Source organism: Streptomyces sp. NPDC040622, assembly GCF_055593965.1.
Map to the genome: position 1 here is coordinate 61,257 of NZ_JBVIXD010000001.1, position 26,878 is coordinate 88,134.

Annotated in this window: 24 protein-coding genes and 1 pseudogene; 14 read left to right on the plus strand and 11 right to left on the minus strand. The window is 72.2% G+C overall.

Going from position 1 to position 26,878, the window contains the following annotated elements; translation table 11 throughout:
• Positions 1 to 23: 23 nt before the first annotated feature.
• A complete protein-coding gene (locus tag ACZ592_RS00315) occupies positions 24 to 152 on the minus strand; it encodes a hypothetical protein (RefSeq protein ID WP_471579222.1) in 129 nt (42 codons plus the stop codon).
• Between the two features lie 269 nt (positions 153 to 421).
• Between ACZ592_RS00315 and ACZ592_RS00320 the strand changes: the two genes are divergently transcribed.
• Positions 422 to 811, plus strand: a complete 390-nt coding sequence (locus ACZ592_RS00320) for a hypothetical protein (protein ID WP_471579223.1) — start codon at positions 422 to 424, stop codon at positions 809 to 811.
• A gap of 44 nt (positions 812 to 855) precedes the next feature.
• On the opposite strand, the gene ACZ592_RS00325 is transcribed toward ACZ592_RS00320, so the two are convergent.
• Positions 856 to 1,728 carry an undecaprenyl-diphosphate phosphatase gene (locus ACZ592_RS00325; RefSeq protein WP_471579224.1) on the minus strand — a complete coding sequence of 291 codons (873 nt, stop codon included), beginning with the start codon at positions 1,726 to 1,728 and terminating at the stop codon, positions 856 to 858.
• 306 nt (positions 1,729 to 2,034) lie between these two features.
• Positions 2,035 to 2,739 (minus strand): TVP38/TMEM64 family protein, encoded by a 705-nt coding sequence (locus tag ACZ592_RS00330; protein ID WP_471579225.1) that lies wholly within the window; start codon positions 2,737 to 2,739, stop codon positions 2,035 to 2,037.
• A gap of 49 nt (positions 2,740 to 2,788) precedes the next feature.
• Here ACZ592_RS00330 and ACZ592_RS00335 point away from each other — a divergent pair, with 49 nt between their 5' ends.
• From ACZ592_RS00335 to ACZ592_RS00345, 3 genes are all read left to right on the plus strand, one after another.
• Positions 2,789 to 3,499 (plus strand): DNA alkylation repair protein, encoded by a 711-nt coding sequence (locus tag ACZ592_RS00335; protein ID WP_471579226.1) that lies wholly within the window; start codon positions 2,789 to 2,791, stop codon positions 3,497 to 3,499.
• 333 nt (positions 3,500 to 3,832) lie between these two features.
• Complete coding sequence (gene tuf, locus ACZ592_RS00340; protein WP_471579227.1) at positions 3,833 to 5,020, plus strand: elongation factor Tu; 1,188 nt, start codon at positions 3,833 to 3,835, stop codon at positions 5,018 to 5,020.
• Between the two features lie 137 nt (positions 5,021 to 5,157).
• Entirely contained in the window at positions 5,158 to 6,045 is an 888-nt protein-coding gene (locus tag ACZ592_RS00345) for a spermidine synthase (RefSeq protein ID WP_471579979.1), read from the plus strand.
• Between the two features lie 139 nt (positions 6,046 to 6,184).
• Here the strand turns inward: ACZ592_RS00345 and ACZ592_RS00350 are convergent, their stop codons facing one another.
• From ACZ592_RS00350 to ACZ592_RS00365, 4 genes are all read right to left on the minus strand, one after another.
• Complete coding sequence (locus ACZ592_RS00350; protein WP_471579228.1) at positions 6,185 to 7,498, minus strand: MFS transporter; 1,314 nt, start codon at positions 7,496 to 7,498, stop codon at positions 6,185 to 6,187.
• 130 nt (positions 7,499 to 7,628) lie between these two features.
• Complete coding sequence (locus ACZ592_RS00355) at positions 7,629 to 8,687, minus strand: DUF8017 domain-containing protein (protein WP_471579229.1); 1,059 nt, start codon at positions 8,685 to 8,687, stop codon at positions 7,629 to 7,631.
• A 162-nt stretch (positions 8,688 to 8,849) separates the two neighbouring features.
• Positions 8,850 to 9,932, minus strand: coding sequence for a DUF8017 domain-containing protein (locus tag ACZ592_RS00360; RefSeq protein WP_471579230.1), 1,083 nt, complete (start codon positions 9,930 to 9,932; stop codon positions 8,850 to 8,852).
• A gap of 117 nt (positions 9,933 to 10,049) precedes the next feature.
• Positions 10,050 to 11,069 carry a DUF8017 domain-containing protein gene (locus tag ACZ592_RS00365; RefSeq protein WP_471579231.1) on the minus strand — a complete coding sequence of 340 codons (1,020 nt, stop codon included), beginning with the start codon at positions 11,067 to 11,069 and terminating at the stop codon, positions 10,050 to 10,052.
• A gap of 80 nt (positions 11,070 to 11,149) precedes the next feature.
• On the opposite strand from ACZ592_RS00365, the gene ACZ592_RS00370 reads away from it, so the two are divergent.
• The 4 genes from ACZ592_RS00370 (at position 11,150) to ACZ592_RS00385 (ending at position 17,007) form a co-directional block, all read left to right on the plus strand.
• Positions 11,150 to 11,608: a DUF4442 domain-containing protein gene (locus tag ACZ592_RS00370; protein ID WP_471579232.1), complete on the plus strand. Its 459-nt coding sequence runs from the start codon at positions 11,150 to 11,152 to the stop codon at positions 11,606 to 11,608.
• Between the two features lie 547 nt (positions 11,609 to 12,155).
• Positions 12,156 to 14,642 carry a beta-glucosidase gene (locus ACZ592_RS00375; RefSeq protein ID WP_471579233.1) on the plus strand — a complete coding sequence of 829 codons (2,487 nt, stop codon included), beginning with the start codon at positions 12,156 to 12,158 and terminating at the stop codon, positions 14,640 to 14,642.
• Entirely contained in the window at positions 14,639 to 16,252 is a 1,614-nt protein-coding gene (locus tag ACZ592_RS00380; RefSeq protein ID WP_471579234.1) for a carboxylesterase/lipase family protein, read from the plus strand. Before ACZ592_RS00375 ends, ACZ592_RS00380 begins: the two co-directional genes overlap by 4 nt.
• Positions 16,253 to 16,338: 86 nt before the next feature.
• Entirely contained in the window at positions 16,339 to 17,007 is a 669-nt protein-coding gene (locus ACZ592_RS00385; protein WP_471579235.1) for a DedA family protein, read from the plus strand.
• An 11-nt stretch (positions 17,008 to 17,018) separates the two neighbouring features.
• Here the strand turns inward: ACZ592_RS00385 and ACZ592_RS00390 are convergent, their stop codons facing one another.
• Positions 17,019 to 17,552, minus strand: coding sequence for a gamma carbonic anhydrase family protein (locus ACZ592_RS00390; protein ID WP_471579236.1), 534 nt, complete (start codon positions 17,550 to 17,552; stop codon positions 17,019 to 17,021).
• Between the two features lie 141 nt (positions 17,553 to 17,693).
• Between ACZ592_RS00390 and ACZ592_RS00395 the strand changes: the two genes are divergently transcribed.
• Complete coding sequence (locus ACZ592_RS00395; protein WP_471579237.1) at positions 17,694 to 18,431, plus strand: acyltransferase; 738 nt, start codon at positions 17,694 to 17,696, stop codon at positions 18,429 to 18,431.
• Between the two features lie 39 nt (positions 18,432 to 18,470).
• On the opposite strand, the gene ACZ592_RS00400 is transcribed toward ACZ592_RS00395, so the two are convergent.
• On the minus strand, positions 18,471 to 19,334 hold the full coding sequence (locus tag ACZ592_RS00400) for an EamA family transporter (RefSeq protein WP_471579238.1): 864 nt from the start codon (positions 19,332 to 19,334) through the stop codon (positions 18,471 to 18,473).
• 105 nt (positions 19,335 to 19,439) lie between these two features.
• On the opposite strand from ACZ592_RS00400, the gene ACZ592_RS00405 reads away from it, so the two are divergent.
• Positions 19,440 to 20,024: a helix-turn-helix domain-containing protein gene (locus ACZ592_RS00405; RefSeq protein WP_471579239.1), complete on the plus strand. Its 585-nt coding sequence runs from the start codon at positions 19,440 to 19,442 to the stop codon at positions 20,022 to 20,024.
• Positions 20,025 to 20,067: 43 nt separating this feature from the next.
• Complete coding sequence (locus ACZ592_RS00410) at positions 20,068 to 20,634, plus strand: YbaK/EbsC family protein (protein ID WP_471579240.1); 567 nt, start codon at positions 20,068 to 20,070, stop codon at positions 20,632 to 20,634.
• Positions 20,635 to 20,832: 198 nt separating this feature from the next.
• Here the strand turns inward: ACZ592_RS00410 and ACZ592_RS00415 are convergent, their stop codons facing one another.
• Both ACZ592_RS00415 and ACZ592_RS00420 read right to left on the minus strand, forming a co-directional pair.
• Positions 20,833 to 22,005: an acyl-CoA dehydrogenase family protein gene (locus ACZ592_RS00415; RefSeq protein WP_471579241.1), complete on the minus strand. Its 1,173-nt coding sequence runs from the start codon at positions 22,003 to 22,005 to the stop codon at positions 20,833 to 20,835.
• Complete coding sequence (locus tag ACZ592_RS00420) at positions 22,002 to 23,204, minus strand: CaiB/BaiF CoA transferase family protein (RefSeq protein WP_471579242.1); 1,203 nt, start codon at positions 23,202 to 23,204, stop codon at positions 22,002 to 22,004. Before ACZ592_RS00420 ends, ACZ592_RS00415 begins: the two co-directional genes overlap by 4 nt.
• A 435-nt stretch (positions 23,205 to 23,639) precedes the next feature.
• On the opposite strand from ACZ592_RS00420, the gene ACZ592_RS00425 reads away from it, so the two are divergent.
• From ACZ592_RS00425 to ACZ592_RS00435, 3 genes and pseudogenes are all read left to right on the plus strand, one after another.
• On the plus strand, positions 23,640 to 24,395 hold the full coding sequence (locus ACZ592_RS00425; protein ID WP_471579243.1) for a GNAT family N-acetyltransferase: 756 nt from the start codon (positions 23,640 to 23,642) through the stop codon (positions 24,393 to 24,395).
• Positions 24,392 to 25,282 (plus strand): lysophospholipid acyltransferase family protein, encoded by an 891-nt coding sequence (locus tag ACZ592_RS00430; protein WP_471579244.1) that lies wholly within the window; start codon positions 24,392 to 24,394, stop codon positions 25,280 to 25,282. The genes ACZ592_RS00425 and ACZ592_RS00430 overlap by 4 nt, the downstream gene beginning before the upstream one ends.
• A gap of 117 nt (positions 25,283 to 25,399) precedes the next feature.
• A pseudogene (locus tag ACZ592_RS00435) lies at positions 25,400 to 26,815 on the plus strand (alpha-amylase); the annotation flags it as partial.
• Positions 26,816 to 26,878: the final 63 nt, after the last annotated feature.

A 26,878-nucleotide genomic window follows, 5' to 3' on the forward strand; every position in this document is an offset into this window, starting at 1 on the left:
TGGGGTGGGACGGGCGTCGACGGCTACTTCCGGCGCCGGAACAACAGCCAGATGCGGGCCGCGATCAGGCCGAGGAGCACGACGCCGACCGTGATCCGCGCCCAGTGGGGGAGTGAGCCCGAGCCGGGGAGATACAGGGCGATGGTCGTCACGGCGCCACTCCTCCAGACGGCCGGGGCAGGCGGGGTGGGTGTCCGCCGGACCGTGAATCTACCAAGCCGTGGCCGCGCCGCGGGTGATCCCGCCCGACTCGCCCGCACGCGAACTCAGCGTCTCCCTGCCCATCAGCTCGAGCTGCCCATCAGCACGAGCGGCACGACGCCGCCTGTCGACGGAACGGTCCGTCTTTTCGCGCAACAGGTGCTGTTGTTGCCCGATGACGAGGGCGCCGTGCCGCTGATCGGATCTAGGCTCAGTGGTCATGGCGAAGGATGACTTGGATGATGCCGAGCTGTGGCCGGTCCCTCCGGCCTGGCTCATGGCCTGCGACCAGTGCACGCGCCTCTACCAACGGATGATCGGCATCCGGGAGGCCGTCGCGGAGGCCGAACTGACCACGTCGGGGGTCATGGATCACGACCCGTTCGATTCGGGGCTGTCCGCCCAGCTCGCTCTCGGCCAGCACATGGCGCGCGAGCACGCGGAGCTCCTCCCGGACTTCGATGCCGCGTGCCCCCGGTGCGCGACATGCCGGCAGGATCTGGAGCGGCCGGCCATGTCGGACAGGGCCGCCGGGTACGCCGTGACGGCCGGGGCGGAACACCGGGCGCGGCATCTCATCGTTCCGCCCGCGCTGACCGCCCGGCTCTGACGCAACCGGCTTCGCGGCGGCGCGCCCGGCCGCCGCGCCGCGGCTCAGCCCCCCGACTCACCCGCATGCGGACTCAGCGTCCCCATGCCCACCAGCACGAACAGGACGATGCCGAGGACGACGCGGTAGTACACGAACGGCATGAAGGACTTCGTGGTAATGAACTTCATGAACCAGGCGATGACCGCGTAGCCGACCACGAAGGCGATGATCGTGGCGAAGATCGTCGGGCCCCAGGAGACATGGCCCTCGCCCGCGTCCTTCAGTTCGTACGCGCCGGAGGCGAGGACGGCGGGGATGGCGAGGAGGAAGGAGTAGCGGGCCGCGGCCTCGCGGTTGTAGCCCATGAGGAGGCCGCCGCTGATCGTGGCGCCGGAGCGCGAGACGCCGGGGATCAGGGCCATGGCCTGGCAGATGCCGTAGATCAGGCCGTCCTTGACGTTGAGTTCCCGAAGGCTCTTGCGGTGCCGTACGGCGCGGTGCTTGCCGCCCGTCTCGTCGCGGGCCGCCAGACGGTCGGCGACGCCGAGGACGACGCCCATCACGATGAGCGTGGTGGCGATCAGGCGCAGGTCGCGGAACGGCCCCTCGATCTGGTCCTTGAGCGTGATGCCGAGGACGCCGATGGGGATCGAGCCGACGATCACCAGCCAGCCCATCTGCGCGTCGTGGTCGGAGCGCGGCACCTTGCCGAAGAGCGAGCCGAACCACGCCGACAGGATGCGCGCGATGTCCTTGCGGAAGTAGATCAGCACGGCGGCCTCCGTGCCGATCTGCGTGATCGCCGTGAACGCGGCCCCGGGATCGTGCCAGCCCGCGAACGCCGCGGTCAGCCGCAGGTGCGCGCTGGACGAGATCGGGAGGAACTCGGTCAGTCCCTGGACGAGTCCGAGGATGAAGGATTCAAGCCAAGACATGAAACTGCGCCGTCCAAGTACTGATCATCAGGCCGCGTGTGCGGTCGTAGCGGTCATCGAGGGGCGTGGTCGAGGTGGCTGCGGTGGAGGTGCGGTAGGGCTGACGCGGGGCCGTGGCGCGCGTCGGTGGAACGCCTGAGCACGAGAGGTGATCACGTCCCCCGTCGTGGGGGCAGCGTAGCTGGCTTGGGTTACGAGACGGTGCGAGGGCCGATCGTGGGCTCTGCCGCGGGACCGTGAGCCGGTCGTGGAACCTCCGCACGGGTGCCCGGCACGGGTGCGCGGAGGGCCGCAGGCACAGGGGCCTCAGCGGTCCCGGAAGTGGTGCCGCTTGAACCACGCCACCGCCGCCCCGCCCAGGCCCGTCACCGCGATGAACCCCATCGCGACGAGGAAGACGGGCGACGTCGGCGTCGACGCGCGGGCGCCCGCGATGACGTACGCGGCCGTGTTCGGGATCGAGCCCAGGCCCGTGGCGATCAGGAACGGGAGCCAGCCCATGCGGGAGACCGCCGCGCAGTAGTTGGCCGCGGCGAAGGGCACACCGGGGAAGAGCCGTATCGCCAGCATCGACCGGAAGCCGTGCCGGCTGAGCTGGCTGTCCGCGGCCTGCAGCCAGCGGCCCCGCAGCAGTGGTCGCAGCGCGTCCTGGCCCAGCATCCGGCCCAGGCCGAAGGCGATCCCGGCGCCGAGGACCGTGCCGGCGATCGCCGAGACGAGTCCGGCCTGTGAGCCGAAGAGCGCTCCGGCCGCGAGATTGAGCAGGGGACGCGGCACGAACGCGGCCGTGCACACCCCGTACGCCACGGCGAACAGGGTCACCGCCGTGGCGCCGCCCAACTGCGCGGGCCACCCGTCGGAGAGGAGCTTCTGCGGCTCGAAGACCAGCACGCACGTCGCCGCCGCGGCCAGCAGCAGCACGAGCAGGGACAGCCGCGACCAGGGTGAGAGCAGCGCCCTTGCACAGCGCACGGCGAACCCCTGCGGACGGGCGGTTGCGGTCTCGGACATCCGGGAAGCGTAACCGTCACATGTGTCTGATCGCCGTATGGTGCGTCTCATGACCGTCACAGTCCCGGGAACAGTGCCGAGCAGCGACCTGGCCGACACCGTCCTGGAACGGCTCGTCGCGAGCTATCCGGAAGCGGCCGATCCGGAGCGGGCCGTGCAGATGAGGGCGTACATGAAGGACGTCGCCCCCTTCCTCGGACTGACCTCGCCGGTGCGCCGCGACCTGTCCCGGGCCGTCCTCGCCGGGACCGCGCGCCCCGACGAAAAAGACTGTGCGGCCATCGCGCTGCGCTGCTGGGAACTGCCCGAGCGCGAGTACGCCTACTTCGCCGTCGACTACCTGCGCCGCCACGTGCGGCGCTGCTCGTCCGGGTTCCTGCCCGTCGCCCGCCACCTCGTGGCGACGCGTTCCTGGTGGGACACGGTCGACCTGCTCGCCGCGCACGTCGTGGGAGGTCTGGTCGCGGCCGATCCGCGGCTGCGGTCCGTCATGGACGAGTGGATCGAGGACGAGGACCTGTGGGTGGCCCGTACGGCCCTCCTCCACCAGCTGCGCCACAAGTCGGCCACCGACACGGAGCGCCTCTTCGCGTACTGCGTGCGCCAGGCAGGACACCCCGACTTCTTCGTCAAGAAGGCCATCGGCTGGTGCCTGCGGGAGTACGCCAAGACCGATCCGGATGCCGTACGCGCCTTCGTCGAGCGGGAACGGGACAGGCTCGCGCCGCTGTCCGTGCGGGAAGCCCTGAAGAACCTCTGAAGAACCGCTGACGTGCGCACCCCGTCCGGCGGCAACTCCGTGCCCGGCGTGCCCGGTTCGTGCGAAAACCATTCGACGTGGGCGTTTTCATCGGTGAGGATCAGTCACATGTTCCGGTACGCCTTTCTCGCAGCGACGCCCGCGGTAGCGGGCGCTGCGACGGCTGCCGTCCTCACCCCCGACGCCTTCGACGGCGCCCGAAGCTGACTCTCCCCGGACACTCCGGCGGACCCCGCAGGGGGAGGGTCGGTCAGGCCCCCGGGGTCCCCGTCCCGACCGTGCGCGGAGCGCCGGCCCGGGGCACCAGCTTCGAGTTCCGGAGAAGGAACCACCATGTCCAAGACCGCCTACGTCCGCACGAAGCCGCATCTGAACATCGGCACCATGGGCCACGTCGACCACGGCAAGACCACCCTGACCGCCGCCATCACCAAGGTCCTCAGCGAGCGCGGCACCGGCGGCAGCACCCGGTACGTCTCCTTCGACCGGATCGACCGCGCGCCGGAGGAGGCGCAGCGCGGCATCACGATCAACATCGCGCACGTCGAGTACGAGACGGACACCCGGCACTACGCGCACGTGGACATGCCCGGCCACGCCGACTACGTCAAGAACATGGTCACCGGCGCGGCGCAGCTGGACGGGGCGATCCTCGTCGTGTCGGCGCTCGACGGGATCATGCCGCAGACCGCCGAGCACGTGCTGCTCGCCCGGCAGGTCGGCGTCGACCACATCGTCGTCGCTCTGAACAAGGCCGACGCCGTCGACGCTGCGGACGCCGAGCTCGCCGACCTCGTCGAGCTGGAGATCCGTGACCTGCTCTCCGAGCACGGGTACGGGGGCGACTCCGTGCCCGTCGTACGGGTGTCGGGACTGAGGGCGCTCCAGGGTGACCCGCGGTGGACGTCCGCGATCGAGGCGCTGCTCGACGCGGTGGACACCTATGTGCCGATGCCCGAGCGCTATCTCGACGCGCCGTTCCTGCTCCCCGTCGAGAACGTGCTCACCATCACCGGGCGCGGCACCGTCGTCACCGGCGCCGTGGAGCGCGGCACCGTCCGCATCGGGGACCGTGTGGAGGTCCTCGGCGCGGAGACCGAGACGGTGGTCACCGGCCTGGAGACCTTCGGCAAGCCCATGGAGGAGGCGCAGGCCGGTGACAACGTGGCGCTGCTGCTGCGCGGTCTGCCCCGCGACGCCGTACGACGCGGTCATGTCGTCGCCGCGCCCGGCAGCGTCACCCCACGGCGGCGCTTCACCGCGCAGGTGTACGTCCTCTCGACGCGTGAAGGAGGCCGCAGGACACCGATCGCCACCGGGTACCGGCCGCAGTTCTACCTCCGCACCGCGGACGTGGTGGGCGACGTCGACCTCGGCGAGGCCGCCGTGGCCCGCCCCGGCGACACGGTCACGATGACGGTCGAGCTCGGCCGCGACGTACCGCTGGAGACGGGCCTCGGCTTCGCGATCCGCGAGGGCGGCCGCACGGTCGGCGCGGGCACCGTGACGGAGGTCGCCTGACGGGCGTCGTCCGACGAGGACCGTGTCCCAGACCGCCCGCCTCGGGGAATCCGTACCCCGGGGCGGGCGGCACAATGGACGGCGTGGACGAGCACGAGTTCGAGAGCGGGGCCGGGGCGGACGTTTCCGGTGGGGCGGTGGCTCCGGGCGGGGCGGATGCGCCCGGTGGGGGCGCGGACGCCGGTGAGGCGATTCCGGTGATCCGGGAGGTCGACCACGGCACCGCCAGACTGCTGCCCGACGTCGACCGGCCGCGCGCCTGGCTGCTCACGGTCGACGGCGCGCCCCAGTCGTACGTCGACCTGGACGAACCCACGCACCTGGAGTTCGAGTACACGCGCCGGCTCGCCCACGTCCTGGACACCGCGGGCGAGCCGGCCGGCCCCCTGGACGTCATCCACCTCGGCGGCGGCGCCCTCACCCTGCCCCGCTATCTCGCCGCCACCCGTCCGGGCTCGCGGCAGCACGTCGTCGACGCGGACCGGGGGCTGCTCCGGCTGGTCGCCGAGCGGCTGCCGCTGACGGGATCCCGCGGCATCAGCGTGCACGGGGCGGACGCCAGGAAGTGGCTCGACGCGGCGCCGGACGACAGCGCCGACGTCGTCGTCGCGGACGTCTTCGGCGGATCACGCGTGCCCGCGCACCTGACCACGGTCGCGTACGCGCGGACCGCGGAGCGGGTGCTGCGGCCCGGCGGACACTACGCGGCGAACCTCGCCGACGGCGCGCCCTTCGCCTTCCTCCGCTCCCAACTGGCCACGTTCGCCTCGGTCTTCGAGGAGCTCGCACTGATCGCCGAACCGTCCGTCCTGCGCGGGCGCCGCTTCGGCAACGCGGTACTGATCGCCGCGCACGAGCCCATCGACATCGCCGCGCTGGCCCGCCGCGCGGCGTCCGACGTCTTCCCGGCCCGCGTCGAGCACGGCGACGCGCTGCGCCGCCTCATCGGAGACGCGCGGCCGGTGCACGACGAGGACGCCGTCGCTTCACCCGAGCCGCCCGACGGTGCCTTCTCCATCGGCTGATGTGTCGGCCGTTGGGTGCGGGTTCGGTTTCGCCGGGGCTGCCTGGGTGGTGTGTCGTGTCAGGTTGCGTATGTCGGGGAGGTGCTGCGCTGCCTCATCGGGGGACGTGTGGCCGGTGCATGATGAGGACGCCGTCGCTTCACCCGAGCCGACCGACGGAGCCTTCTCCATCGGCTGATGTGTCGGCCGTTGCGTGCGGGTTCGGTTTCGCCAGGGCTACCTGGGTGGTGCGCCGTGTCAGGTTGCGTACGTCGGGGACGAACAGGACGGCCGCCGTCACCAGCACCACCAGGACGGCGCAGCCCCACAGCGACGGGGAGCGGCCGAAGGCGGACTCGGCGGGTCCGGCGAGGGCCGTGGCCAGCGGCACCATCGCGACCGAGCCGAACCAGTCGTAGGCGGCGACGCGCGACAGCTTCTCCTCCGGGATCTCCTGGTGCATCGCGGTCATCCACGACACGCCGAACACCTCGATCGCCACGCCGCTGACGAACATCACGGTGGCCAGACCCGCGACCGACAGCGGCACCGCGAGCGCCGCCGAGGGGGCGGCCAGCGGGAAGACACAGAGGGTGCCGGCGAGCAGCAGCCGCCGAGGCTTCCAGCGCATCATCAGGAACGCCCCGCCGACCGTGCCCGCGCCGAACGCGCCGAGCGCCAGGCCCCACGGCCCCGCGCCGCCCAGCTCGTCGCGCGCGACCAGCGGCCCGAACACCGACTCGGCGGCGCCGACCACCGCCACCACCACCGAGAACTGCGCCACGATCGCCCACAGCCAGGGCCGCCCGGTGAACTCCCGCCAGCCGTCCCGCAGGTCGGCGAGGAGCCCCCCGCCGGGTGCGCGCGCGGGGATGTGGCTCACGTCGAGGAAGGACCGCAGCGCACCGGCGACCGCGAAGGCCGCCGCGTCCACGGCGAGCACCCAGCCCGGGCCCATCCCCGCGACCATCAGACCGCCGAGCGCGGCACCGCCGAGCCCCGCGCCCTGCATCGCCATGCGGTACATCGCGAACGCCCGGCCGACCTGCTCGCCGCTGACGGACGACATCAGCATGCCCTCGGCGGCAGGCCCGAAGAACGCCTGGCCCACACCCCCGAGCCCGGTGAGCAGCATCATCTGCCACAGCTGCGGCTCGCCCGCGATGACGAGCGCGGCGAAGGCGGCCTGCGACACGCAGTTGAGGGCGTTGGCCGCGACCATGACGTGGTGCCGCGGCAGCCGGTCGGCGACCGCACCGCCGATGAGCAGGAACAGCACGAGCGGCAGCGTCCGCGCGGCGGCCACGAGCCCCACGTCCCCGCCGTCGCCGCCCGCGTCGAGAACCGCGAACGCCGCCGCGATCAACGCCCCGTGGCTTCCGAGGTTCGTCACGATCGCGGCGGCGGTCAGCAGTGTGTAGTTGCGGCCGGCCCAGGAGGGACGGCGGCGCGGTGCGGGGGCGGCGGTCTTCACCCCGGGACTATCCCCGTCGGACACCCGACTTGCCAAACGGATGGCCGACACCGCCGGCCGGCACGTTCGTCGGCGCGCCTCAGGGCGCCGGCGGTTCCCCGGGGTCCCGGTGGTTCAGGGTCCCGGTGGCTCAGGACTCCTCGGCGGCCGCCTCGCTCCACCGGACGGTGCTGAGGATCTTCTTCACCGTGGCGTCGGAGACCTCCTCCTTGACGCCCTTGGCGCCGTAGAGGGTCCAGGCCACGTACTCGCCGGCCTCGTTCTTGAAGGCGAACGTCGTGGCCTTGCCCTCGGAGTCGCACTTGGCCGACGTGGCGGCGCCGGACGTCGTCGACGTGACAAGGCTGCCCTTGACGCCGGAGGCGGTGGTGTAGCTCTCGATCTTGCCGATGTCGATCTTCTTCTTGTCGGCCTTGGTCTGCTCGGTGTAGCCGCCGAAGACCCACCAGGCCGAGTCGTTGCGGGCGACGTCCTGGGTGTTCTTGGCGCCGTTCTGGCCCTTGGTGCCGACCGCGGCGAGCGAGGTGTCGTCGGGTTCGCCGTCCTTGTCGTCGTCGGACGTGCACCACTTCTCTTTGAGGATCGCGGGCGCCGACATGCCGATGATCGACTTCGCGCCGTCGTCCTTGCGGTCGTCGAAGCCGATGAAGGTGTCGGGCGTCTCGACCTTCCAGTCGGCGGGGACGTCGAAGGCGGTGCCCCACTTCGGGTTCACCACGACCTGCCAGCCGTCGACGGTCGCCTTGTCCTCACCGCCCTCGCCCCGCGCGTTCCCGTCGTCACTGGCCGTCGGGCTCGGCTTCTTCGACACGGACTTCGAGGGCTTGGCCGGGCCTGCCTCGTCGTTCTTGTCCCCGTCGCCGCCCAGGACCAGGAAGGCGGTGACGCCCGCCGCCGCCACCACGGCGAGCGCCGCGACGATGGCGGTGATCTTCGTCTTGTTGCCGCCCCCGCCCGGACCGCCGGACTGCTGCGGCGGCATGGGCGGCGGCGTCGGAGCCGCCCACTGCGGCTGCTCGGGCTGCGAGAAGGCGCCCGAGTGCGGCTGCTGGTAGCCACCCGGAGGCTGCTGCTGGTACCCCGGCTGCTGGTAAGGGTTCGGCTGCTGGTACCCCGGCTGCTGGTACGGGTTCTGACTCTGGTCCTGCGGGTTCTGCTCGCCCCCGGGCGGCTGCTGTTCTGGCCACATGGCCAGTAACCATAGAGGTGCCGGGGACCAGGTGCCATGCGCGCCCCCTGTGGGACGGGCGCCGGGTCGCCGGTGGTGGGGAGAACAAGCGGAGAAAGTGGGGGACGTACGGAGAAAAGGGGGAGTGAGCGGTGGGGCAGGGGGAGCGAGTGGCGGGACCTGTCAGGATTCCGTCGGGTCGCCGTGGGTGCGGACCGTGCTGAGGATCTTCATCACGGTCTTCTCCGGGATCTCGTCCTTCACGCCCGTGGCGCCGTACAGGCTCCACGCCACGTAGTCGCCCGCGGAGTTCTTGAAGCCGAAGGTGATCGCCTTGCCGTCCGACGCGCACTTGCCCCGCTGGGGCGTGTCGGTGGACTTGGCGCGGGCGATGCTGCCCTTGATGCCGGCCTTGGTGGTGTACGGCTGCGCCTTCTCGTCGGAGGTCAGGCTCTTCTTGTCCGGCTGCGTGTAAGCCGCGTAGATCCACCAGCCCACCTGGTTGACCGCGACCTGGTCGGTGTTCTTCGCGCCGTTGGCGCCCTTGGTGCCCACGGCGGCCAGCTCGTGGTCCTCGGTCCTGCCGTCCTTGTTGTCGTCGGTGACGCACCACTTGGGCTGGAGGTAGGCGGGCGCCGACATGGTCATCAGCGGCTTGCCGGTCTTGTTGTCCTCGAAGGCGATGGCCGAGCCGGGATTCTGCACGTCCCACTCCGGCGGAACGTCGAAGGCGGTGCCCCACTTCGGGTTCACCACGACGTGCCAGCCCTTGACGGTCGGCTCGAGGCCGTCGTCCCCACCACGCTGGTTGCCGTCCTCCTTGGCGGGGCCCGGCTTCTTGGCGTCCGCGGCGGGGGAGTCGGCCTTGGTGTCCTTGTCGTCCCCGCCGGAGAGCAGCAGGAACCCGGTCACGCCGGCGGCCACGACCACGGCGGCCGCCGCCACGATCGAGACGATCTTGACCTTGTTGCGGCCGCCACCGCCGCCGCCCCCGCCACCGCCGCCGGCGCCGCCGTCCTGGGGCACCTGCGGGGTGCCCACCGGAGCGGTCGGTGCGCTCCACTGGCCCTGCGGCGGTTGTCCGTGCGGTTGTTGCCCCTGCGGGTGCCCCTGCGGTCCGGCCGCGGGCTGCTGGTAGGGATTCGGCGCCTGATATCCCGGCTGCTGATAGGGATTCGGCTGCTGGTACCCCGGCTGCTGGTACGGGTTCTGACTCTGGTCCTGCGGGTTCTGCTCGCCCCCGGGCGGCTGCTGTCCTGGCCACATGGCGGGACACGATACGTGGACCGATCACGCAAGATCACAGCCACCCCGGGGACGCGTCACCAACGAGCCCGCCGAACCGGTCGGTTCGGCGGGAGCGAGGGGTGGCCGGTCCTCCGATCAGCTCTCGGACGTCTTGTACTCGCGCACCGTCGCGAGGATCTTCCGTACGGTGGAGTCGGGCAGTTCACCCTCGACGCCCTTGGCGCCGTGGAAGGACCAGGAGGCGAACTCGCCCCCGACGTCCTTGAAGGCGAACACCGTCGCCTTGCCGTCCGAGTCGCACTTGTCCAGCTTCTCGACACCGGCCGAACTGGCGCTCACCAGGCTGCCCTTGATGCCCGACTTGGTGGTGTACGACTCGGTCGGTCCTGTGGTGACCTTCTTCCGGTCCGGCTGCGTGTACGCGCCGTAGACCCAGTTGGCCGCGCCGGTCCGCGCGGCCTCCTCGGTGCTCTTGACGCCGCGGTTGCCCCGGGTGCCCGCGGATGCCAGCGACGTGTAGTCCGTGATGCCGTCCTTGTCGTCGTCGCTCGCGCACCACTTCTGCCTGAAGTGGGCGGGCGCGGCGTACGCGGCGAGGAACGGTGCCGCCTCGTCCTCGGCGTCCTTCTCCTCCACGACTCCGCCCGCCCAGTCCCTCGACTCCAGGAACCAGTCGGCGGGCACGTCGAACGCGATGCTGCGCTTCGGGTTCACGACCACCTTCCAGCCGGGCACGGTCGGCTCCGGAATGCCGTCCCCCGTATCGCGGTCGGAGTCGTCCGCGCTGTCGGCGTCGGCGTCGGACGGATCCGGCGCGGGGGACGAGGACGTCACCGGGCCGGGCTTCGCGGTGTCGTCCTCGTCGCCGCCGAGCAGCAGGGCGCCGGTGACGCCCGCGGCGACCACGACGGCACCGGCCGCGACGAGGGCGATCAGTCCGGTCCGGTTGCCGTTGCCGTTGCCCGGCGGCTCGGGTGCCGTGCCCTGCGGACCGCCCGGCACGGTCGGGGCCTGCCACGAAGCCGGCTGCCCGTAGGGGTTGGGCTGCTGGTACCCCGGCTGCTGGTAGGGGTTCTGGACCTGCCCCTGCCCCTGCCCCGACCCCTGGTCCCGCTGGTTCTGCTCGCCCCCGGGCGGCTGCTGTCCTTGCCACATGGGCGTCAACGATAGGTGACGGTGATCTACGGGGGGCGAGGTCCTGGCCAAGGGTGGCTACCCGTGGGTAACATCGCCGCATGAGCGCAGACCAGATGTCGATCGGCGAGATGCTCGCCGCCACGGTTCCGATGGCCCGGACCCTGAACCTCGAGTTCCGGGAGACCGCGCCGGACCGGGCCGTGGTCGCCCTGCCCGATCAGAGCGACTACCACAACCACGTCGGCGGCCCGCACGCCGGCGCCATGTTCACGCTGGGCGAGTCCGCGAGCGGGGCCATCGTCCTCGCCGCGTTCGGGGCCGAGCTCTCGCGGGCCGTGCCGCTCGCCGTGAGCGCCGAGATCGCGTACAAGAAGCTGGCCATGGGTCCGGTGACGGCCACGGCGACCCTCGGTCGCCCGGCCGTCGACGTGATCGCCGAACTCGACGCCGGCGAGCGCCCCGAGTTTCCGGTCGCCGTCGAGATCCGGCGCGAGGACGGTGCCGTGACCGGCGAGATGACGGTGGTGTGGACGCTGCGGCCCAACAACCCCAGCTGACCCCCCTCTCGAGCCCCGAAGGCGCCCGGGCCCCGGCGGGCGCGCCGTCCGGGCCCCCGCCGCCGTGTCGGTCAAGCCCCGCCGCCCGCGCCGAAATCGCCGAACCGGCCCCCGAAGGCCCGTGGTTGTGTCACCCGACACCGTCACGGGCCTTCTCGCGTGAGGCGCTCCGCCGGTGCCCGCCCGGCTCGCCCCGCCGGGAAGCCCAGGTTCACGCAGGACTGGGCCACCGGGTGCCCGTACAAGGAGCGCACCCGCAAGGAGCGCACCCGCAAGGGGTGCGCCCACAGGAGCACCACCGCTTCGGCGCACGGATCAACGGCGACGACGGCGACTGGGTCCGCGTTCGCTTCTTGTTCAACTCATTGACACGAGTCATCGGCCGCCATAGTTTTCCCGCCGCCACACCTGGTGTCTAACGGCGTGTCAGCCCGCCTTGTCGCATAGTGCGTTCAAAGGGCGAATGACGACCCGCCATTGGCACGTGTACACGCTTCGCTTCGCACAGTCGTGTTCGCGCACAAGGCACAGAAGGAAGTGACGGCTCATGTCCGACTCCGTGTCCCGCCGGTCAGCTCTCAGGCTGGTCGGCGGTGCGATCACCGTGGCTGCCGCGGCCACCGCCGGCGTGGCGGTTCCCTCGCACGCGGCGGCCCGCTCCAGACAGGGCCCCGGTGCGGGCCGCCGCGTCGAGTCCCTCCTCGGCAGGCTCACGCTGGACGAAAAGATCTCCCTGCTGCACGGCACCACCGACCCGAAGAGTCTCGGCCAGGCGGGGTACGTCCCCGGCGTGCCGCGCCTGGGCATTCCGCCGCTGCGGCTCGCCGACGGCCCCGCGGGCGTCCGCGTCACGGCCCGCGCCACCGCCCTGCCCGCGCCCGTTCTCCTCGCCTCCGCCTTCGACCCCGCACTGGCCCGCCGGTACGGCCAGGTCATCGGCCGCGAGGGACGCGCCCTCCAGCAGGACGTGCTGCTGTCGCCGATGGTCAACCTCATCCGCACCCCGTACGCGGGCCGCAACTTCGAGACCTTCGGCGAGGAACCGCTGCTCGCCGCGGACATGGTGTCCGAGGAGATCAAGGGCATCCAGGGCGAGGGCCTGATCGCCACCGTCAAGCACTTCGCCCTGAACAACCAGGAGAAGGACCGCGATTCCGTCGATGTGCGGGCCGACGAGCGGACCATGCACGAGACGGAGCTGCGCGGGTTCGAGGCGGCCGTCGCCGCGGGCACCGGCGCCGTCATGGGCGCGTACAACAAGGTGAACGGCACGTTCGCCTGTGAGAACAAGCAGCTGCTCAGCGACATCCTGCGCGAACAGTGGGGTTTTGAGGGGTGGGTGATGACCGACTGGTTCGCGCAGCACAGCACCGCCGCAGCCCTCGCCGCCGGCCTCGACATGGAGATGCCCGACGACGCCTACTACGGGGCGGCCCTCAAGCGCGCCGTCAGGAACGGCAGCGTTCCCGAGCCGCAGGTCGACCGGTCCGTGCGCCGGATCCTCGGCGTCATGGAGCGGTTCGGACTCCTCGACGCGAAGGTGCCGCCGCGCCCGGGCCGCGACCCCGACGCCGGAGCCACGGTCGCCCTCGACGTGGCCAAGGCGGGCGCCACCCTGCTGCGCAACAGGTACCGCACCCTGCCGCTGACCGGCCGAGCCGCCCGCGACATCGCCGTCATCGGACCCACGGGACGCCGGCCGTTCGTGAGCGGCGGCGGCAGCGCCCACGTCGTCCCCGACTGGGCCGACAGCCCGCTCGACGCCATCACCTCCCGTGCCGGACGCGAGGCCGAGGTCACCTACGCGCTCGGCGAGGACCTCTTCGGCAAGGCCATTCCCCGCACCCTGCTCACCCCCGGCCTCGACCCCGAGGGCCAGCAGGTCGCCGCGGGGAAGGAGTGGACGTACGACGGGACCTTGACGCCCGCGGAGAACGACGAGTGGACGCTGGTCATCCACTACTCCGGAGAGCGGCCCACGGTGGAGCTCGACGGTGTCGAGCTCTATCCGAAGTTGCCGGGCGTCGGGGAGTTCTTCTCCGGCGGCTTCGTCTCCACCGCGTCCGACGGGCTGAACGTGCGGCGCGCGACGCGGCCCCTGACCCGGGCCGGACACCGGCTGCGGATCACGGCGAAGGGCGGCGACCAGGGGCAGACGTTCCGGCTGCGCCGGGTGAGCGGCGCCACTCGCGCGGCCGATGTCGCCGAGGCGGTGCGCACGGCACGCGGCGCGCACGCCGTCGTCCTCTTCGCCTACGAGGACGCCACCGAGGGCCAGGACCGCACGACCGTCGCGCTGCCCGGCCACCAGGAGGCGCTGATCAGGGCCGTCTGTGCGGCCAATCCGCGCACCACCGTGGTCCTGAACACCTCGTCGGCCACCTCCATGCCGTGGCTGGAGCGGACCGCCGCCGTGCTGCAGATGTACTACCCGGGCCAGGAGGGGGCGGCCGCCACCGCCGCCGTCCTGTTCGGCGACTGCGACCCCGGCGGCCGGCTCACCCAGACCTTCCCGGTGGACGACGACCTCCATCCGATGGCAGGGGACCCGCGCCGCTACCCGGGCACCGACGGCGTCGAGGAGTACTCGGAGGGCGTCCTCGTCGGCTACCGCTGGTACGACGCGGAAGGGGTGCGGCCGCTGTTCCCCTTCGGGCACGGACTCTCGTACACCACCTTCGCCTACGAGGATCTGTCGGTCCGCGGCCTCGGCCGGGGCCTGGACGTCAGTTTCACCGTCCGCAACACCGGCGGGCGCGAGGGCGTCACCGTCGCGCAGGTGTACGTCGGTGCCTCCCCGGACCTGCGGATGCCGCAGGCCGAGCGGGTACTCGGCGGCTACCGGCGGCTCGTGCTGCGCGCGGGGGAGCGGCGGCGCGTCACCGTCCACGTCGACCGGCGGGCCCTCTCGGCGTGGGACACCGAGCGCCACGGCTGGAAGCTCGGCACGGGGCGGCGGAGGATCCAAGTGGGCACGTCCGCACGGGATGTGAAGCTGACTGCCACGGCTGTCGTCAAGGGGGCGGGAGCGTGAGGGGCGTCGGGCGCATACGCCGTGCCGCGTCGGTCGTCGCCGTCCTGGCGGCCGCCGCCGCGGCCTCCCTCGCGCCGCTCCCCGCGCAGGCGGAATCCGGCGACGGCGGCACCCTGGTGCGCACCGACGCCGGCTGGATCCGCGGCGAAACAACCGACGAGGGACGGCAGTTCCTCGGCGTGCCCTACGCGGAGCGGCCCGTCGGGCGGCTCCGTTGGAAGGAGCCGCGCCCCGCGAAGGCCTGGCACGGTGTGCGCGGCGCCACCGCCTTCGGCAACCGCTGCGTACAGACGTCCAGTTGGGATCCAGGCTACGAGAAACCGAGCCACACCGAGGACTGCCTCGACCTCAACGTCTACGCACCGAAGGGGGCGGGGCAGCGCCCCGTGATGGTGTGGCTGCACGGCGGCGGACTGACCGCGGGCGCGGGCGAGGACATCGTGCCCGACACCTTCGCCCGCAGCACCGGCACCGTCGTCGTGACCGTCAACTACCGTCTCGCAGCGCTGGGGTTCCTCGCCGCCGACGGCCTCGACCGCGAGGCGTCCGACGGTGTGTCCGGCAACTACGGGATGCTCGACCAGCAGACCGCGCTGCGCTGGGTCCGGTCCAACATCGGCCGATTCGGGGGCGATCCGGGACAGGTCACGATCGCGGGCGAGTCCGCGGGCGGCCGCTCCGTCTGCACGCTGCTCGCCTCGCCCACCGCACGCGGCCTGTTCCGCGCGGCCGTCGTGGAGAGCGGCGCGTACGGCGACTGCGCGGGACGCGGGCGGGCGCGGGCGAAGGCCGACGGCGCGGCGTTCGCGAAGAAGGCCGGCTGCGCCGTCCGGAAGTCGGCCCTCGCCTGTCTGCGCGGCAAGTCCGCCGCGGAGATCCTCGCCGCGCAGGCCGGCTTCGACTGGGGCCCGGTGGTGGGCGGCGCCTTCCTGCCGGTACAGCCCGAGGAGGCGTACGAGAAGGGGAGCGCGGCCCACGTCCCGGTGCTGAACGGCGCGAACAGCGACGAAGGACGCCTCTTCGCCTTCTCGCAGTTCGACGGCCGGGGCACACCGCTCACCGCCGAGCGGTACCCGCGGGCACTCACCGACGCGTACGGTCCCGAACTGGGCGAGCGCGTCCTGCGGAGGTATCCGCTCACGGAGCACGCCTCGCCGACGCACGCCTACGGCGCGGCGACGGGTGACCGGATGTTCGCCTGCACGGCGCTGCGCATGAACACGGCCCTCGCGCACCGCGGTCCTGTCTACGCCTACGAGTTCGCGGACCGCACCTCACCGCCCTTCGCCTCGCTGCGGCAGCTGGACACCGACTTCGACTTCGGCGCGACCCACGTCAACGAAGTCCAGTACCTCTTCAGGCACTTCGGTCTCGACGCGCCGCTCAACGCCGAACAGCGGGCGCTGTCCCGGCAGATGGTCCGCTACTGGGGCTCCTTCGTCCGCACCGGGGTGCCCCGCGCCGACGGCGGTCCCACCGCGCCCGACCAGCGCACCCGGCCGGGCCATGTGCTCTCCCTGCGCACCGCATCGGCGGGCGGGAGCGCGATCAGCACGACGGTGGGCGACGCACACCGGTGCGACCTCTGGGACGCCGTTCCTGCGGGGTGAGCGCGTCCGGGTAGGCTGCCCGGCGTGCGCGGCCGAGCGGGCGCGCACGCCGGGCACACACACTTGAACCACGGGAGGAACCGGCGTTGCACGTCCAGGAGTGGCTGGAGAACGTACCGGCCGTCAGCATCTACGCCTTGGTGGCCCTCGTCATCGGCCTGGAGAGCCTGGGCATCCCGCTGCCCGGTGAGATCGTCCTGGTCTCCGCGGCGCTCCTCTCCTCCCAGCACGGCGACCTCAACCCGGTGATCCTGGGGGCGTGCGCCACCGCGGGGGCCATCATCGGCGACTCCATCGGGTACGCCATCGGACGCAAGGGCGGCAGGCCGCTCCTCGCCTGGCTGGAACGGAAGTTCCCCAAGCACTTCGGCGCCGCGAACGTGGCGACCGCCGAGCGGTCCTTCCAGAAGTGGGGCATGTGGGCGGTCTTCTTCGGCCGCTTCGTCGCGCTCCTGCGCATCTTCGCCGGACCCCTCGCGGGCGTCCTGCGCATGCCGTACTGGAAGTTCCTGATCGCCAACGTCCTCGGCGGCATCGTCTGGGCGGGCGGGACCACCGCCGTCATCTACTACATCGGCGTCGTCGCCGAGGACTGGCTCAAGCGGTTCTCGTACGTGGGACTCGGCATCGCCGTGCTCATCGGCGTCGGCTCGATGCTGTTCGTCAAGCGCCGGGCGAAGAAGGCCGCGGCACAGGCGGAGGCAGAGGCGGCAGGGGCCCCGGCGGCCGAGCCGCAGCCCGTCCCCGCCGACTGAACCGCCCCGGGTCAGCCCGCCGCGTGCGCGTCGCGGTGGGCCTTGGCCAGCTCGACGTACAGCGTGCCGTTGAGCGAGATGCCCTCGCGCTCCTCGTCGGTGAGCGGCCTGCGCACCTTGGCGGGCACGCCCGCGACGAGTGAGCCCGGGGGCACCCGCATACCCTGGGGCACCAGGGCCTGGGCGGCCACCAGTGAACCGGTGCCGATCACCGCGCCGTTCAGGACCGTGGCGCCCATGCCGATCAGCGAGTCGTCCTCGACGGTGCAGCCGTGCAGGACGGCGTTGTGGCCGACCGAGACGCGCTCCCCGATCGTGATGGGGAAGCCCGGGTCGACGTGCAGGCTGCAGTTGTCCTGGATGTTGCTGTCGGCGCCCACGACGATGGGCCCGCAGTCGGCGCGCAGCACCGCGCCGTACCAGGTGCTCGCCCCGGCCCCCAGGGTCACCTCACCGATCACGACGGACGTCGGCGCGGTGAACGCGTCCTGATCGATCTTCGGGTCCTTGCCGCCGATGCCGGTGATGAGTGCCTCGTGGCCCATCGACTCGCTCCCTCTTCGCTGCGTCTGTCTGCGTCACGCCTGACGGCACGGTACGGGACGAGGGAGCGCGCGCAGCCGTGTGGGGCGAAGATCACAGGCCATGGGCCTGCGGGGTGTGATGGCACTGAGTAACGTGAGCGCGTGCCGAAGAACAGGAACACGTTCTCATCCCTTGCCGCCGTGCCGCGCAGGGTCGCCCAGCGCGCCGTCCACGCGGGCTGGGACTGGGTGCAGCGCACGGGCGCGGTGACCGCCGCGCACCCCGGCCGGCTGCGATTCGGCGCGCTCGGTGAGGGCACCAAGCTCGCGTTCCCGCAGGGCACGGTCTTCGGGGAGCCGTGGATCAGGATCGGCGACCACTGCATCGTGGGCCAGCACGTGACGCTCACCGCGGGCATGATGCCCGACCTCGACCTCGGGCCCGAGCCGATCCTGCGCCTCGGCAACGGCGTCGTACTGGGCCGCGGCAGCCACGTCATCGCGGACACGACGGTCTCCATCGGGGACGACTGCTACTTCGGGCCCTATGTGTACGTGACCTCCACCAATCACTCGTACGACGATCCGCATACGCCCATCGGCAAGCAGTGGCCCCGGATGGAGCCGGTGGAGATCGGGCCCGGCTGTTGGGTGGGGACCGGCGCGGTGATCCTGCCCGGCGCCCGGATCGGGCGGAACGTGGTGGTCGCCGCGGGGGCGGTGGTGCGGGGCGAGGTGCCCGACCACGCGGTGGTGGCCGGGGCGCCCGCGCGGGTCGTGCGCACGTGGGACGCGGAACAGGGGTGGCAGCCGCCGCTGCGGACACCGGCACCGGTGCCGATTCCCGACGGGGTCACGCCGGAACAGTTGCTCGCGCTGGGGGAGTTGGGGGAGGGCTGAGTCACGCCCACCCCGTGCGCCCGGCGGGCACCGCGCCCCTCAGCTCGCCAGGAGCACCGTGCCCACCAGGGCCAGGCCCGCGCCCGCCGCCTGGATCGCGCGCAGTCGCTCGTCGAGCACGACGCGCGCCGCCAGCGCTGTGACCACCGGGTAGACGGAGGAGAGGACCGCCGCGACCGTGACGGGACCGTGCTGGGCGGCGACCGAGTACGTGCCGTTGGCGGCGACGTCCGCGAGGCCGACGAAGGCGAGGGCCGGCAGGGCCGCCCACAGGATGCCCGTGCCGGCGCCCGCGGGCAGCGCCCTGCCGCCGCGTCGCACGGAGACGCAGAGTGCGGCCCCGCCCGCGGCCACGTTCGTCACGCGCTGCACGAAGAGCGCGAGGAAGAGTCCGGTCAGGCTGCTCGACGCCTCGGAGATCAGCGCCATCACCCCGCCGAAGCCGAACGCGGCGAGCAGGGTGAGCAGGACGGCCTGCCGCCGCACCGGGGCGCCGCGCAGCTCGGGTCCGCCCGCGAGGACGATGCCCGCGACCGCCACGGCGATGCCCGCGAACTGGGCGAGGCCCGGCCGCTCGCCGAGCAGCAGGCCGACGCCGACGGGCACGGCGACGCCGAGCGAGCCGAGCGGCGAGACGACGCCCATCGGGCCGAGGGCGAGGGCCTTGTAGAACGCGAGCATCGCGACCGGGCCGACCAGCCCCGCCGCCACCGCGAACCACAACTGCGGCCCCCACTCGGTCCACCCGCCGGTCGCGACGACGACGGCACCGAGCACGACGACCGCGATCGTCTGCGAGGCGACGACCACGGTGAGGGCGGGGACGCGTCGGGTCAGCAGTCCGCCGCCGAAGTCGGCAAGGCCCCACAGGAGGCTGGTGGCCAGGGCGAACAGTGCGGTCATCGGGGACCCTCGCAGTACAGTGTGTTGAACCATCTGGGATCATCAGGTGCACCACACCGTAGTTCAGTATCGTAGACTCTGTCATTCAATATATTGGACGGGAATGTGTCGGACCTCGACCAGCTGACGCAGTCGCTCGCGCGCAACCTCAAGCGCTGGCGCAACGAAAGGGGATTCACCCTCGACGCCCTGGCCGCCCGCGCGGGCGTGAGCCGCGGCATGATCATCCAGATCGAGCAGGCCAGGACCAACCCCAGCGTGGGTATCACGGTGAAGCTCGCGGACGCGCTGGGCGTCAGCATCACCACCCTCCTCGACCACGAACAGGGCTCCCACGTCCGGCTCGTACCCCCGGAGCAGGCGGTGCGCATGTGGTCCACGGAGGCCGGCAGCAGCACCACGCTCCTCGTGGGAACCGAGGCGCGGGGGCCGTTCGAACTGTGGTCCTGGCACCTGATGCCGGGCGAGGGAAGCGACTCCGACGCACATCCGCCGGGCACGGTCGAGCTGCTGCACGTGGTGCGGGGCGACCTGACCCTGATGGTGGACGGCGTCGAGCACGTCGTCCCGGCGGGGACGGCCGTCAGCTTCGAGTCGAACGTCCCGCACGGTTACCACAACAAGGGTGCCGAGCCCGTCGAGATGACGATGTCGGTATCGGTGCCGCCGGCCCACGCGGGCTCCTACTGAGGGACCCGGCCCGCGGGGTGCCGAGGGCTGTTAGCGTGCGGCCATGCGTGCTCCCCTCGGTGAATTCGACGTCGTCAGCCCCGCCCCCGAAGCCCTCGATCTGCTCGTCGCGCCCGTCGCCGACGCCGTGCGCGGGTGGGCCGGGCCCGTCCCCGCCGACGAACTGGTCCACGTGGACACCGACCCGCGCTGGGCCGACACCGCCACCTTCCTGGAGCACTACGGCCCCGAGCTCCTCGCCCACTCGGCGAACTGCGTCGTCGTCGCGGGCAAGCGCGGCGGGGAGACCACGCTCGCCGCGTGTCTCGTCCTGTCCGGCACCCGCGTCGACGTCAACGGCGCCGTGCGCCGCCGACTCGGCGCGCGCAAGGCCTCGTTCGCGCCGATGGACACGGCCACGGGGGAGACCGGCATGGAGTACGGCGGCATCACGCCGATCGGGCTGCCCGCCGCGTGGCCCCTGCTGGTCGACGCCGCCGTCGCCGACCTGTCGTACGTCCTGGTGGGCAGCGGAAGCCGGCGCGGCAAGCTCATCGTGCCGGGCAAGGTGTTCGCCGGGCTGCCGAACGCGGTGGTCCTCGAAGGGCTCGGCGTCGCGGTCGAGGGCTGAGAGAGCGGCTGACGGCTGACGGGCTCGCGCCGAACGACCCACGCCTCATGGCCGTACCACCCACGCCGCATGGCCGTACGACCCACGCCGCATGGCCGTACGACCCACGCCGCATGGCCGTACGACCCACGCCGCATGGCCGTACGACCCACGCCGCATGGCCGCACGTCCCACGCTGCATGACCCACGCCGCGCGGCTCACATGTCGAGGCCGCCGCGCGCCACCAGCTGGCGCGCGATCACCGTGCGCTGGATCTCGTTGGTGCCCTCGCCGACGATCATCAACGGCGCGTCCCGGAAGTAGCGTTCGACGTCGAACTCCGTCGAATAGCCGTACCCGCCGTGGATGCGGACCGCGTCCAGGGTGATGCGCATCGCCGTCTCCGACGCGAAGAGCTTGGCCATCCCCGCCTCCATGTCCACCCGCCGCCCCGCGTCCGCCTCGCGGGCCGCGTGCAGGGTGAGCTGGCGCGCGGCGGAGAGCGAAGTGGCCATGTCCGCCAGGTAGTTGCCGATGGACTGGTGCTGCCAGATCGGGACGCCGAACGACTCGCGCTCCTGGGCGTAGCGCAACGCGTCCTCGAACGCGGCCCGCCCCACCCCCAGTGCACGGGCCGCGACCTGCAACCGCCCGGTCTCCAGGCCCTTCATCATCTGCCCGAACCCCCTGCCCTCGACGGCGCCGAGCAGCGCGGCCTCCGGGGCCCGGTAGCCCTGGAAGGACAACTCGCAGCTCTCCACGCCCTTGTAGCCGAGCTTCGGAAGGTCGCGGGAGACGGTCAGGCCCGGACCGTGCTCGACGAGGAGCAGGGAGATGCCGCGGTGGCGGGGTTCGGCATCCGGGTCGGTCTTGCAGAGCAGCGCGATCAGCTGCGAGCGGCGCGAGTTGGTGATCCAGGTCTTCGCCCCGTCGACGACGTATCCCGCACCGTCCTCCGTGCGGCGGGCCACCGTGCGCAGCGCCTGCAGGTCCGAGCCGCCGCCCGGCTCGGTCAGCGCCATCGTGGCGCGCACCTCGCCGGTCGCCATGCGCGGCAGCCAGCGGTGCCGCTGCTCCGGCGTGCCGAAGTGCGAGAGCAGTCTGGCGACGACCGTGTGGCCGCCCATCGCCCCGGCCAGACTCATCCAGCCGCGCGCCAGTTCCTCGGTGACCAGGACGTAGCAGGGGGTCGATACGGCGCTCCCGCCGAACTCCTCGGGGACGGCCAGGCCGAAGACGCCGAGCTCCTTCATCCCTTCGATGAGGGCTTCGGGATAGGTGTCGGCGTGCTCCAGCTCGCGCACGACCGGCCGGACCTCCCGGTCGACGAAGTCACGTACGGTCGCGACGACCAGCCGCTCCTCGGCCGGGAGGGTGTCAAGGGCGCTCACCGGCAGACTCCCTCGGCGCGCAGCCGTGCGATGTCGTCCGGGCCGCGGCCCAGTTCGGCGAGGATCGCTTCGGTGTGCTCGCCCGCCGCCGGGACCGGATCCATGCGCGGGACGACGCCGGAGAGGACGGCCGGGGGCAGCAGGGCCTGTACGGGCTCGTGCGTGCCCGGCACGTGGATGTCCTGCCAGCGCCCGCGCTCGGTGAGCACGGGGTGGGCCAGGAACTCGGGGACCGAGTTGACGCCCGCGTTCGCGATGCCCGTGCGGTCGAGCAGCTTCATCGCCTCGTCGCTGCCGAGCTCCGCGAAGCGCGCGGCGATGATCGCGTCGAGCGCCTCGCGGTGCGCCACCCGGTCGGAGCCGGTGGCGAAGCGCGGGTCGTCCGCCAGCTCGGGCCTGCCGATGAAGTCCGCGCACAGAGCGGCCCATTCGCGTTCGTTCTGCACGGAGAGCAGCACGTCCTTGCCGTCGGAGGCGGTGAAGGGGCCGTAGGGCGCGACCGTCGCGTGCCGGGCGCCGACGCGGGGCGGCTGGGTGCCGCCGTAGCGCGTGTAGTACGCGGGCTGGCCCATCCACTCGGCGAGCGCGTCGAAGAGCGACACCTCGACGGTGGGTGCGCGGCCGGTCGTCGCCCGGGTGAACAGCGCCGACAGGATGCCGCTGTAGGCGTACATCCCGCCCGCGATGTCGGCCACCGAGATCCCCACCCGCACGGCCTCGTCCGGGGTGCCGGTGAGCTGGAGCAGGCCGGTCTGGCACTGCACGAGCAGGTCGTACGCCTTGCGGTCCGCCCAGGGCCCGTCCGTGCCGTAGCCGCTGATCGTGCAGGGGACCAGGGACGGGTGGCGCTCCTGCAGTGCGTCCGCGCCCAGGCCCATGCGGGTGGCGGCGCCCGGGGCGAGGTTCTGCACGAAAACGTCGGCGCCCGCGAGGAGTTCCTCCAGGATCTCCCTGCCCCGCTCCGACTTGAGGTCCAGGGTGAGCGACTCCTTGGACCTGTTCAGCCAGACGAAGTAGCTGGCCTGGCCGTGCACGGTGGTGTCGTAGCGGCGGGCGAAGTCGCCGCCGCCGGGTCGCTCGACCTTGATCACCCGGGCGCCGAGATCGGCGAGCTGCCGGGTGGCGAAGGGGGCCGCGACGGCCTGCTCCAGGCTGACGACCGTGATCCCGGCGAGGGGGCGGGGAGGGGGAGGTGGCATGCCGCGTTTGTACGGCCAAACAGGGGGTGGGTCAATGACGGGTCTGCCGGGGAGCGGCCCTGTTTCGCCAGGTGCCGGGGGTGCGAAGGCCCGATCCCGACGCGCGCCGGACGGCGGCGCGATGCGCGCCTGAAGCGTGCAGTTCAGCCGGCGCCGTCACCGTGCTGCGTGGGTGGGGGCGCGGACGGGTGCGGCGCCGGCCCTCCCGCGCGTCTCGTCCCCATCGCAGCCACCCGCTCCGCTCGACGCTCGACTCGTCCCCACCGGACCTGTCGCACCTGCCCCACCCACCGTCCCCGTCGTCCCCGCTCGGCGCGGAGTCACCGCGCCCAGCACCCCTGCCAGTACCCCGTCGTCCCTTTCGCCTTCGTCGCCCCTCGCACCTCCGTCGTCCCCCTCGTCTCGTACCCCATCGAACCGAGAAACGGAACTGTCATGAACTCGACACCGCTCGTCGCGACGGCCGTCACCAGCTCGTACGTCACCTCCGTCGCGGACACCGCCGAACAGATCAGGGCCGCCCAACGGCTGCGTCACCGCGTCTTCGCCGGGGAGATGGGTGCCGTCCTCGACACGCCCCTGGCCGGTCACGACGTCGACGCCTTCGACGACCTGGCCGACCACCTGATCGTCACCGACACCTCGACCGGCGAAGTCGTCGGCACGTACCGACTGCTGCCGCCCGGCAGGGCCGAACGGTCCTACTCCGACGGGGAGTTCGATCTGCGTGCGCTCAGCAACATCCGCGGGGCGACCGTGGAGGCGGGCCGCTCCTGCGTCCACCCCGACCACCGTTCCGGCGCCGTCATCAACCTCATGTGGTCCGCGCTGGCCCGCTACGTCCTGCTCTCCGGCCACCGTTACCTGGCCGGCTGCGCCTCCGTGCCGCTGGCCGACGGCGGCCGCGCGGCCGCCGGTGCCTGGCTGCTCGGCACCGCCAAGCACGCGTCGCCGCCCGAGCTGCGGGTGTACCCCCGGCGCCCCTGGACCCCCGAAGGCCCCACGCCGGAGCGCCCGGTCCACGCCGACCTGCCGCCCCTGCTGCGTGGCTACCTCCGCCTCGGCGCGTGGGTGTGCGGGGCCCCCGCGCACGACCCCGAGTTCGACGTCGCGGACTTCTTCGTGCTCCTCGACACCGAGCGGCTGAGCGCGCGCCACCGCCGGTACTTCCTCGGGGAGGACGCGCGGTGAGCCCCTGGACGGTCGACCGCGGCTGCCCGGCGAGCTGCGCCCTCGACCCGGATCCGCGCGTGCCGCTGGGTGAACTCGCCCGCCGGTACGCGATGTTGACGTACACCCTGACCAGGGTGGTCGCCCGGGGCGAGCGGCTCGCCGAACCCGCGGCCCTGCGGACCGAGGCGCGTGCGGTGCTCGGCGCCCTCGGGGTGGGCCTGGAAGTGGCGGGCGCCGAGCGGCTCGGCGCCGGGGGAGACGGCACCGGAACCCTGGTCGTCGCCAACCACATCTCCTGGCTCGACGTCATCGCCCTGCTCGCCGTGGAACCGGTGACCGTCCTCGCCAAGCGCGAGGTGGGTCAGTGGCCGGGGGTCGGCACGCTGGTCCGGCGCGTGGGCACGCAGTTCATCGACCGGGACGGCAGTCCGCGCCGACTTCCGCACGTCATAGCCGAGGTGACCGACGCGCTGCGGTCCGGTACCTCCGTTCTCGTCTTCCCGCAGGCCACGACCTGGTGTTCGGTGACGGGCGGGCGCTTCCGGCGGGCCGCCTTCCAGGCCGCGGTCGACGCGGGCGCGCCCGTGCGACCGGTGACGGTCGCGTACCGGCAGGGCGGCGCCCCGAGCACCGCCGCCGCCTTCCTCGGCGAGGAGGACTTCACCGCGTCACTGCGCCGGGTGGCCGGCGCACGCGGCCTCGGGGTGCGGATTACCGTGCACGCGCCGATGCGGGGTGACGACCGGCGGGCGCTGGCAGCCGGCGCAAGGGCCGCGGTCCTCGCGGGAGGTGTGGGAGCTGCGGGAGGCGGGGGATGCGCGGAGTGCGAAGGGTTGACCCTTCAAGGAAGGGCTCCTAGGGTCCGACTGCAACAAGTTGCTGCAAGGTGGCGGAAGCTTGCATAGAGCCGTCAAAGGAGGGGCCTGGTAAGGGACTTGGAACACCCGCACTCCCACCGGGCCCTTCCCTCCCCCCTCCGCCTCCCCCCACCTCTCATTCCCCCCACACACAGGAGGCCTTCGATGCACGGCCGTATATCGAGACCCCGCAGGATCGCCGTCATGGGCGCCGCGCTGGCGGTGGGCGCCGCGGGCAGTCTCGCCGTAGGAGCCCAGCAGCCGAGCGAGGCGGCACCGGTCAAGGAGAGGGCGGCAGCCGGTGAGAAGGACGTCACGGCGGTGATGTTCGAGTGGAGCTTCGACTCCATCGCGAAGGCGTGCACGGACACGCTCGGCCCCGCCGGGTACGGGTACGTCCAGACCTCGCCCCCGCAGGAGCGCGTCACCGGTCCGGCGTGGTGGACCGCCTACCAGCCGGTCAGCTACAGGATCGCCTCCCGGCTCGGCGACCGCGCCGCGTTCAAGCGCATGGTCGACACCTGCCACGCGGCGGGCGTGAAGGTCGTCGCCGACACGGTCATCAACCACATGACCAACGCCGAGGGCACCGGATCCGGTGGGACGCGGTTCACGAAGTACGACTACCCCGGTACCTACGGCGACGCGGACATGGACGACTGCAAGAAGGAGATCCAGGACTACACGAAGCGGGAGGAGACGCAGCACTGCGAACTCGGCGGCCTCGCCGACCTGGACACCGGTGAGGAGTACGTCCGCACGACGATCGCCGGGTACATGAACGACCTCATCGGCCTCGGGGTCGACGGCTTCCGCGTCGACGCGGCCAAGCACATGCCCGCGGACGACCTCAAGGCGATCAAGTCGCGGCTGAGCGACCCGGACGCGTACTGGAAGCAGGAGACGCTGCCCGGGCCCGGCGAGGACGTCCAGCCCGGCGAGTACACCGGGACCGGGGACGTACAGGAGTTCCCGTACGCGTACGACCTCAAGGGAGCCTTCGAGGGCGGCGGTCCGGCCGGGCTGAAGAACATCGCCGACGGCAAGCTGCCGTCCGGGTCGGCCGCCGTGTTCGTCGCCAACCACGACACCGAGCGGCAGGGCAACGTCCTCACCTACAAGCAGGGCGCGCCCTACACCCTCGCCCACGTCTTCATGCTGGCCTTTCCCTACGGCTCCCCGGACGTCCACTCCGGCTACGCGTTCACCGGCAAGGACGAGGGCCCGCCCGACGACGGCAAGGCCGACTGCTCCGGCGGGGCGTGGGTGTGCCAGCACGCGCAGCGGGAGATCGCGAGCATGGTCGCGTTCCGCGCCGAGGCGGGCGACGCCGAGGTCACCGACTGGTGGGACAACGGCGGCAGCGGCATCGCGTTCGGCCGCGGCGACAAGGCCTTCGTCGCGATCAACGCGGGCGAGGGCGAGCTGAAGGAGACCTTCAAGACGTCGTTGCCGGCGGGCGAGTACTGCGACGTGCAGTCCGGCAGGCCCGTGACCGTCGACGACGGGGGCGCTCTGGCGGCCACCGTCGGCGCGAAGAGCGCCCTCGCCGTCCACGTGGGCGCCAAGTCCTGTGCGGGCGAAGGGAGCTGAGCACCCGTCGGTCGATCCCGGCGGCGGTGCGTGTGTCTCCGTACGCGCGTG